Below are 10,000 nucleotides of genomic sequence, written 5' to 3' on the forward strand. Positions count from 1 at the left end.
ATGGAGAATATATTAGATCTTTGGAATCAAGCTCTAGCTCAAATTGAGAAAAAGCTAAGCAAACCGAGTTTCGAAACTTGGATGAAGTCGACGAAAGCCCATTCGCTGCAAGGGGATACCTTAACCATCACCGCTCCCAATGAATTTGCCAGAGACTGGCTGGAGTCCAGGTACTTACATCTCATTGCAGATACCATATACGAATTAACCGGGGAAGAGTTGAGCGTCAAATTTGTCATTCCTCAAAATCAGGACGAAGAAAACTTTTTACCGAAACCGCAAGTGAAAAAAGCGGCAAAAGAGGAACCGTCTGATTTTCCCCAAAGCATGCTCAACCCGAAATATACATTCGACACATTCGTCATCGGATCGGGAAACCGATTCGCCCATGCAGCATCACTGGCTGTGGCGGAAGCACCCGCTAAAGCGTACAACCCTTTATTTATATACGGGGGAGTCGGCTTAGGAAAAACCCACTTAATGCACGCAATCGGCCATTATGTCATTGATCATAATCCTTCAGCCAAAGTGGTGTACCTGTCTTCTGAAAAATTCACAAATGAATTCATCAACTCAATCCGCGATAATAAAGCCGTTGATTTCCGCAACCGCTACCGGAACGTTGATGTACTTTTGATAGATGATATTCAATTTTTAGCCGGAAAAGAACAAACACAGGAAGAGTTTTTCCATACATTCAACACGCTTCATGAAGAAAGCAAACAAATCGTGATTTCCAGCGACAGACCGCCGAAAGAGATCCCGACCCTTGAAGACCGCCTGCGTTCGCGGTTCGAATGGGGATTGATTACGGATATCACACCGCCGGATCTGGAAACGCGGATTGCCATCCTGAGAAAAAAAGCGAAGGCGGAAGGCCTTGATATTCCGAACGAGGTCATGCTTTATATCGCGAATCAGATTGACAGCAACATCCGCGAACTGGAAGGGGCATTAATCCGGGTTGTCGCCTATTCATCTTTAATCAATAAAGACATTAACGCAGACCTGGCTGCAGAAGCATTGAAAGATATTATTCCGTCTTCTAAGCCGAAGGTCATTACGATAAAAGAGATTCAGCGGATTGTCGGACAGCAGTTCAACATTAAGCTTGAAGATTTCAAAGCGAAAAAGCGCACGAAATCCGTGGCGTTCCCAAGACAAATTGCGATGTATCTTTCAAGAGAAATGACAGATTCTTCTTTGCCTAAAATCGGGGAAGAATTTGGCGGGAGAGACCATACAACCGTCATTCACGCCCATGAAAAGATTTCAAAACTGCTGATTGATGACGAGCAGCTTCAGCAGCAGGTGAAAGAAATAAAAGAACTGCTTAAATAATAGTGCCCTCGGATGAATCGGGGAAAGTGTGAATAACTTTTTCATAGCCATACACAGTCTGTCCACATGTGGATAGGCTGTGTTTCCTGTCTTTTTCACAACTTATCCACAAATCCACAGGCCCTACTATTACTACTGCTATTTTTAAAATATATTAATTATATTATCCGTTAGGAGGATAAACATGAAATTTACGATTCAAAAAGATCGTTTAGTCGAAAGTGTACAAGACGTTCTAAAAGCCGTTTCATCCAGAACCACAATTCCCATTCTCACCGGTATTAAGATCGTCGCCTCAGATGAAGGGGTATCTTTCACAGGAAGTGACTCTGATATTTCAATCGAGTCATTCATTCCGAAAGAAGATGATGATAAAGAAATCGTGACGATCGATCAGCCGGGAAGTATCGTGCTGCAAGCGCGTTTCTTCAGCGAAATCGTTAAAAAACTTCCGATGGCGACTGTTGAAATCGAAGTTCAAAATCAATATTTAACGATTATCCGTTCCGGAAAAGCCGAATTTAATTTAAACGGCCTTGATGCAGATGAATATCCGCATCTGCCGCAAATCGAAGAGCATCACGCCATTCAGATTCCGACGGATCTTTTGAAAAACCTGATTCGCCAAACCGTGTTCGCTGTGTCCGCCTCAGAAACACGCCCTATCTTGACAGGTGTAAACTGGAAAGTCGAAAACGGTGAATTATTATGCACTGCCACGGATAGCCACCGACTTGCTTTAAGAAAGGCGAAGCTTGATATTCCGGAAGACAGCTCTTATAACGTGGTCATTCCCGGGAAAAGCTTAACCGAGCTGAGCAAAATTCTTGATGACAACCAAGAACTGGTTGATATCGTCATTACAGAAACCCAAGTTCTGTTCAAAGCGAAAAACGTATTGTTCTTCTCAAGATTGCTTGACGGAAACTATCCGGACACGACCAGCTTAATTCCGCAGGAAAGCAAAACGGAAATCGTCGTGAACACGAAGGAATTTTTACAGGCGATAGACCGTGCTTCTTTATTGGCGAGAGAAGGCCGCAACAACGTTGTAAAGCTTTCTGCCAAACCGGCGGATTCGCTGGAGATTTCATCAAATTCTCCGGAAATCGGGAAAGTGGTCGAAGCTGTGCTGGCTGACCAGATTGACGGCGAGGAATTAAATATTTCATTCAGTCCAAAATATATGATGGACGCACTGAAAGTACTTGAAGGAGCGGACATCCGTATCAGTTTTACGGGAGCGATGAGACCGTTTCTTATCCGTACGCCGAATGATGAAACCATCGTTCAGCTCATCCTTCCGGTCAGAACGTATTAATCAAACAGAATGTGCTGCCGGCTTAGTTCGGCAGCTTTTCTATTCATCAGCCGCTCCCTCAAGTTTTCCCTTTCCTTATTTCAGGATTTTTTAGTACAATTAGATATTAGTGATATTTGAAAGAGGTCGATAATATGGCAAATCCGATTTCGATTGATACAGAAATGATTACGCTTGGCCAGTTTTTAAAATTAGCCGATGTGATTCAGTCCGGCGGCATGGCGAAGTGGTTTCTGAGCGAGCATGAGGTGACTGTCAACAATGAACCTGACAATCGCCGCGGCAGAAAGCTTTACGTTGGAGACGTGGTCGCGATTGAAGGATTTGGTTCATTTCAAGTCGTCAATTAAAGCGGGTGACAGTGGTTGTATATCCAAAATTTAGAATTAACATCCTACCGTAATTATGAGCGCGCTGAGCTTCAATTCGAAAACAAGGTGAATGTGATCATCGGGGAAAATGCCCAAGGCAAAACCAATCTGATGGAAGCCATCTATGTCCTTTCGATGGCAAAATCACACCGCACCTCAAATGACAAAGAACTTATACGGTGGGACGAAGACTATGCTAAAATAGAAGGAAGAGTGATGAAGCGAAACGGGGATATCCCGATGCAGCTTGTCATCTCCAAAAAAGGTAAAAAGGGCAAGGTCAATCATATAGAGCAGCAAAAACTCAGTCAGTATGTCGGAGCGCTGAACACCATTATGTTTGCCCCTGAGGATTTAAATCTCGTCAAAGGAAGCCCCCAGGTGAGGAGGAGATTTCTCGATATGGAGATCGGGCAGGTTTCTGCCGTTTATCTGTATGATTTATCTCTTTATCAAAAAATCCTTTCACAGCGGAATCATTTTCTGAAACAGCTGCAAAGCCGGAAACAGACTGACCGGACCATGCTTGACGTTCTCACTGATCAGCTGATTGAAGCAGCCGCAAAAGTTGTCGCCAAACGTCTGCAGTTTACGGCGCAGCTTGAAAAATGGGCGCAGCCGATCCATTCCGGCATTTCCCGGGGACTTGAAGAACTGACGCTTAAGTACCACACGGCGCTTGATGTATCAGATCCCAAAGATTTGTCGAAAATAGGTAACAGCTACCAGGAGTCTTTTTCGAAATTAAAAGAAAAAGAAATAGAACGAGGCGTCACATTATTCGGACCGCATCGGGATGATGTCCTTTTTTATGTGAACGGACGCGATGTGCAGACGTACGGTTCACAGGGACAGCAGCGTACGACGGCTTTGTCTTTGAAGCTGGCCGAAATAGATTTGATTCATGAAGAAATCGGAGAATACCCCATTTTACTTTTGGATGATGTACTAAGCGAGCTGGATGATTACCGACAGTCCCATTTGCTTCATACGATCCAAGGCCGTGTGCAGACATTTGTCACCACGACAAGCGTGGATGGCATTGACCACGATACCTTACATCAAGCAGGAATGTTCCGTGTGGAAAACGGTACGTTAGTGAAGTGAAGAAATGAGGTGAGCGATTGTATATTCATTTAGGTGACGACTTTGTCGTTTCAACACGCGATATCGTCGGCATTTTTGACTGCAAGGTCAATGTATCGCCGATCGTTGAAGAATTTCTGGACAGACAGAAAGAAAAAGTAGTGCCGTCCGTAAACGGCACGCCAAAGTCTATCGTAGTCACGACTGAGAATATATATTACTCTCCCTTATCTTCCGGCACACTGAAGAAACGTGCGCAATTTATGTTAGAAATAGATTCTTAGCGGATCTTTACAATGAATATATCGTTTAAGAAAAGTGTAGGTGAATGTGCATGGCTATGGAACAGCAGCAAAATAGTTATGATGAGAATCAGATACAGGTATTAGAAGGTTTGGAAGCTGTTCGAAAGAGACCGGGGATGTACATCGGATCAACTAACAGCAAAGGCCTTCACCACTTGGTGTGGGAAATCGTCGACAACAGTATTGACGAAGCCCTGGCCGGTTATTGTACAGATATTAACATCGAGATTGAAAAAGATAACAGCATTACCGTTAAGGACAACGGGCGCGGAATTCCGGTCGGTATCCAGGAGAAGATGGGCCGCCCTGCGGTTGAAGTCATCATGACCGTTCTCCACGCCGGCGGTAAATTTGACGGAAGCGGATATAAAGTATCCGGCGGTCTTCACGGTGTAGGGGCGTCTGTCGTAAACGCCTTGTCGACCACTCTTGACGTTACGGTTCATCGTGACGGAAAAATCCACTATCAGGCGTACGAGCGCGGTGTACCTGTGGCTGATCTTGAAGTGATCGGTGATACTGATAAGACCGGAACGATTACGCACTTCGTTCCGGATCCGGAAATCTTCAAAGAAACAATCGTATACGACTATGATCTGCTTTCAAACCGTGTCCGGGAATTGGCCTTCCTGACAAAAGGCGTAAACATCACGATTGAAGACAAACGTGAAGGACAAGAACGGAAAAACGAGTACCACTACGAAGGCGGAATCAAAAGCTATGTTGAGTACTTAAACCGTTCCAAAGAAGTCGTTCATGAAGAGCCGATTTATATCGAAGGCGAGAAAGACGGCATAACGGTTGAAGTTGCATTGCAATACAACGACAGCTATACAAGCAATATTTATTCTTTCACGAATAATATCAACACATACGAAGGCGGGACGCACGAAGCCGGATTTAAAACCGGTCTGACCCGTGTCATAAACGACTATGCAAGAAGAAAAGGGATTTTCAAAGAAAATGATCCGAATTTAAGCGGGGATGATGTGAGAGAAGGGCTGACTGCCATTATTTCAATTAAGCACCCTGATCCGCAATTCGAAGGGCAGACGAAAACCAAGCTCGGCAACTCCGAAGCGAGAACGATCACTGATACGCTGTTTTCTTCTGCGCTGGAAACATTCCTTCTTGAAAATCCGGACTCAGCCCGCAAAATCGTTGAAAAAGGTTTAATGGCCGCAAGAGCGCGGATGGCAGCGAAAAAAGCGCGGGAATTGACCCGGCGCAAAAGTGCGCTTGAGATTTCCAATCTGCCGGGCAAACTGGCGGACTGTTCTTCTAAAGATCCGAGCATTTCCGAGCTGTATATCGTAGAGGGTGACTCTGCGGGCGGATCAGCGAAACAGGGACGGGACCGTCATTTCCAAGCTATTCTGCCGCTGCGCGGTAAGATTCTGAACGTTGAGAAAGCCAGACTTGATAAGATTCTCTCAAACAATGAGGTCAGATCAATGATCACGGCCCTCGGAACAGGAATCGGAGAAGATTTTAATCTTGAAAAAGCGCGTTATCATAAAGTGGTCATCATGACGGATGCCGATGTTGACGGCGCCCACATCAGAACGCTTTTATTAACGTTCTTCTACAGATACATGCGGGAAATCATCGAAAACGGCTATGTCTACATTGCCCAGCCGCCGCTTTACAAAGTGCAGCAGGGAAAACGGGTGGAATACGCTTATAACGATAAGCAGCTTGATGAGCTGTTAAAAGAGCTTCCGCAATCACCTAAGCCCGGCCTCCAGCGTTATAAAGGTCTTGGAGAAATGAACGCGACTCAGCTTTGGGAAACGACAATGGACCCTGCGACCAGAACGCTTCTGCAAGTCAATCTTGAAGATGCAATGGACGCTGACGAGACTTTTGAAATGCTGATGGGTGACAAAGTAGAACCGCGGAGAAACTTCATAGAAGCAAACGCCAGATACGTAAAAAATCTTGATATTTAACCAAGAAAGCCTTATTTTCGTTAAGAAATAAGGCTTTTTTCTCAAAGCGGCTTCTAAAGCCTCTGAAAACCCGCAAAACCCGTATATTCTACTAAATTAATGTGTATAAACACAAGTTTATTGATATAATGGAGAATAGTGAAATCGTATTGAAGATCATAATGGACAATCTACTCCCACATTATTTCATGTGATACTTCAGGGAGGTTTTTTTAATGAGTGAACAAAACACACCACAAGTACGTGAAGTCAATATCAGTCAGGAAATGCGGACATCCTTCCTAGACTATGCAATGAGCGTTATCGTATCCCGGGCGCTTCCGGATGTGCGTGACGGTCTGAAGCCGGTTCACAGACGGATTTTGTACGCGATGAATGATTTAGGCATGACCAGTGACAAACCATATAAAAAATCTGCCCGTATCGTCGGTGAAGTTATCGGTAAGTACCACCCGCACGGTGACTCAGCGGTTTACGAATCAATGGTCAGAATGGCGCAGGATTTTAACTACCGCTACATGCTTGTTGACGGACACGGCAACTTCGGTTCGGTTGACGGCGACTCAGCGGCCGCGATGCGTTACACAGAAGCGAGAATGTCAAAAATCGCAATGGAAATCCTCCGGGACATTACGAAAGATACGATTGATTATCAAGATAACTATGACGGCGCAGAAAGAGAACCTGTCGTCATGCCTTCGAGATTTCCGAATCTGCTCGTCAACGGAGCTGCCGGTATCGCGGTCGGAATGGCGACAAATATTCCTCCGCATCAGCTTGGGGAAGTCATTGAAGGCGTGCTTGCCGTAAGTGAGAATCCTGAGATTACAAACCAGGAGCTGATGGAATACATCCCGGGCCCGGATTTTCCGACTGCAGGTCAGATTTTAGGCCGGAGCGGCATCCGCAAGGCATATGAATCCGGACGGGGATCCATTACGATCCGGGCTAAGGCTGAAATCGAAGAGACATCATCGGGAAAAGAAAGAATTATTGTCACGGAACTTCCTTATCAGGTGAACAAAGCGAGATTAATTGAAAAAATCGCAGATCTTGTCCGGGACAAAAAAATCGAAGGAATTACCGATCTGCGTGACGAATCCGACCGTAACGGAATGAGAATCGTCATTGAGATCCGCCGTGACGCCAATGCTCACGTCATTTTGAATAACCTGTACAAACAAACGGCCCTGCAGACGTCTTTCGGAATCAACCTGCTGGCGCTCGTTGACGGACAGCCGAAGGTACTAAGCCTGAAACAATGTCTGGAGCATTATCTTGATCACCAGAAGGTTGTGATCCGGCGCAGAACGGCTTACGAACTCCGCAAAGCGGAAGCGAGAGCTCACATTCTGGAAGGTTTAAGAATTGCTCTCGATCATTTAGATGCCGTTATTTCTCTTATCCGCAATTCCCAGACGGCTGAAATTGCGAGAACAGGTTTGATCGAACAATTCTCACTGACTGAAAAACAAGCGCAAGCCATTCTGGATATGCGCCTTCAGCGATTAACCGGTCTGGAGCGCGAAAAGATTGAAGAGGAATATCAATCACTTGTTGCGCTTATCGCCGAGCTGAAAGATATTTTAGCCAATGAAGCAAGAGTTCTTGAGATCATCCGTGAAGAACTTAATGAAATCAAAGAGCGTTTCAATGATGAGAGACGCACTGAAATCGTGACGTCCGGTCTTGAAACAATTGAAGATGAAGATCTTATCGAGAGAGAAAATATCGTCATCACACTGACCCATAACGGCTATGTTAAACGTCTCCCGGCGTCCACATACCGCAGCCAAAAACGGGGCGGAAAAGGCGTACAGGGAATGGGAACGAATGAAGATGACTTTGTGGAACACTTAATTTCCACATCAACGCACGATACGATCCTGTTCTTCTCTAATAAAGGGAAGGTATACCGTTCTAAAGGATATGAAATCCCTGAATACGGCCGTACGGCAAAAGGCATTCCGATTATTAACCTTCTGGAGGTTGAAAAAGGCGAATGGATTAATGCTATTATTCCGGTCAGCACGTTTGATGAGGAGCAATACCTCTTCTTTACGACCAAACAAGGGGTGTCGAAACGTACGGCACTGTCCCAGTTTGCGAATATACGGAATAACGGGCTGATCGCCCTAGGTCTCCGGGAAGACGATGAACTGATGGCCGTCCGCCTGACTGACGGCAAGAAACAAATCATCATCGGAACGAAGAACGGTTTGCTGATCCGTTTCCCTGAAGCAGATGTAAGACAAATGGGACGCACAGCTGCGGGTGTTAAAGGCATCACGCTGACAGACGATGATGTTGTGGTAGGCATGGAGATTCTTGAAGAAGACTCCCATGTCCTCATAGTGACAGAAAACGGCTACGGCAAACGCACACCGGCTTCAGAATACAGAGTTCAAAGCCGGGGCGGAAAAGGCCTTAAAACATGTAAAATCACTGACAGCAACGGTCCGTTAGTAACCGTGAAAGCAACAAAAGGCGAAGAGGACTTAATGATTATTACGGCAAGCGGCGTGTTAATCAGAATGGATATTAATGATATCTCCACTACGGGACGCGTAACACAAGGCGTCCGTCTGATCCGCATGTCTGATCAAGAGCATGTAGCCACTGTGGCGCTTGTGGAAAAGAATGAAGAAGAGCCGGAAGAAACGGAAGAAGTATAAACGCAAAAGCGCAGCTGTAACAGGCTGCGCTTTTACTATATAAAGAAATGAAAAAAAGCTTTGACACATAGTGATGATGCTGATATAATCATTTTTGTTGTCTTTTTAATAGAAAGGCAAGCCTAGCGAAAATATTTTTTGAAAAAGTATTGACCTAGCAAACTGAAAATGTTATGATTAAGAGGTCGCTTCGAGAGAAGCAACAAAGTTCTTTGAAAACTAAACAAGACAAAACGTACCTGTTAATTCAAAGTTTTAAATAAATCGCACAGCGATGTGCGTAGTCAGTCAAACTACTTTATCGGAGAGTTTGATCCTGGCTCAGGACGAACGCTGGCGGCGTGCCTAATACATGCAAGTCGAGCGGACAGATGGGAGCTTGCTCCCTGATGTTAGCGGCGGACGGGTGAGTAACACGTGGGTAACCTGCCTGTAAGACTGGGATAACTCCGGGAAACCGGGGCTAATACCGGATGGTTGTCTGAACCGCATGGTTCAGACATAAAAGGTGGCTTCGGCTACCACTTACAGATGGACCCGCGGCGCATTAGCTAGTTGGTGAGGTAACGGCTCACCAAGGCGACGATGCGTAGCCGACCTGAGAGGGTGATCGGCCACACTGGGACTGAGACACGGCCCAGACTCCTACGGGAGGCAGCAGTAGGGAATCTTCCGCAATGGACGAAAGTCTGACGGAGCAACGCCGCGTGAGTGATGAAGGTTTTCGGATCGTAAAGCTCTGTTGTTAGGGAAGAACAAGTGCCGTTCAAATAGGGCGGCACCTTGACGGTACCTAACCAGAAAGCCACGGCTAACTACGTGCCAGCAGCCGCGGTAATACGTAGGTGGCAAGCGTTGTCCGGAATTATTGGGCGTAAAGGGCTCGCAGGCGGTTTCTTAAGTCTGATGTGAAAGCCCCCGGCTCAACCGGGGAGGGTCATTGGAAACT

General features: G+C 45.7%; 7 protein-coding genes and 1 rRNA gene (1 of these 8 cut by a window edge). All 8 read left to right on the forward strand.

Annotation, left to right across the window (positions count from 1 at the left end; genetic code table 11):
• Entirely contained in the window at positions 1 to 1,341 is a 1,341-nt protein-coding gene (gene dnaA / locus NYE28_RS00005) for a chromosomal replication initiator protein DnaA (protein WP_007409908.1), read from the forward strand.
• 184 nt (positions 1,342 to 1,525) lie between these two features.
• A complete protein-coding gene (dnaN, locus tag NYE28_RS00010; RefSeq protein WP_007409909.1) occupies positions 1,526 to 2,662 on the forward strand; it encodes a DNA polymerase III subunit beta in 1,137 nt (378 codons plus the stop codon).
• A 134-nt stretch (positions 2,663 to 2,796) separates the two neighbouring features.
• Complete coding sequence (gene rlbA, locus NYE28_RS00015) at positions 2,797 to 3,012, forward strand: ribosome maturation protein RlbA (protein WP_004392910.1); 216 nt, start codon at positions 2,797 to 2,799, stop codon at positions 3,010 to 3,012.
• A gap of 15 nt (positions 3,013 to 3,027) precedes the next feature.
• Positions 3,028 to 4,140 (forward strand): DNA replication/repair protein RecF, encoded by a 1,113-nt coding sequence (gene recF / locus NYE28_RS00020; RefSeq protein ID WP_007409910.1) that lies wholly within the window; start codon positions 3,028 to 3,030, stop codon positions 4,138 to 4,140.
• 17 nt (positions 4,141 to 4,157) lie between these two features.
• The gene (locus NYE28_RS00025; RefSeq protein WP_004392908.1) at positions 4,158 to 4,403 is read left to right on the forward strand and encodes an extracellular matrix/biofilm biosynthesis regulator RemA family protein; all 246 of its coding nucleotides are present in this window, start codon (positions 4,158 to 4,160) and stop codon (positions 4,401 to 4,403) included.
• Between the two features lie 56 nt (positions 4,404 to 4,459).
• Complete coding sequence (gyrB, locus tag NYE28_RS00030; RefSeq protein WP_011996153.1) at positions 4,460 to 6,376, forward strand: DNA topoisomerase (ATP-hydrolyzing) subunit B; 1,917 nt, start codon at positions 4,460 to 4,462, stop codon at positions 6,374 to 6,376.
• A 215-nt stretch (positions 6,377 to 6,591) separates the two neighbouring features.
• A complete protein-coding gene (gyrA, locus tag NYE28_RS00035) occupies positions 6,592 to 9,051 on the forward strand; it encodes a DNA gyrase subunit A (protein ID WP_015239009.1) in 2,460 nt (819 codons plus the stop codon).
• A 298-nt stretch (positions 9,052 to 9,349) separates the two neighbouring features.
• Positions 9,350 to 10,000 (forward strand): 16S ribosomal RNA (locus tag NYE28_RS00040) (it continues 899 nt past the right edge of the window).

Source organism: Bacillus sp. FSL R5-0443 (genome assembly GCF_038608285.1).
Lineage (GTDB): Bacteria > Bacillota > Bacilli > Bacillales > Bacillaceae > Bacillus > Bacillus velezensis.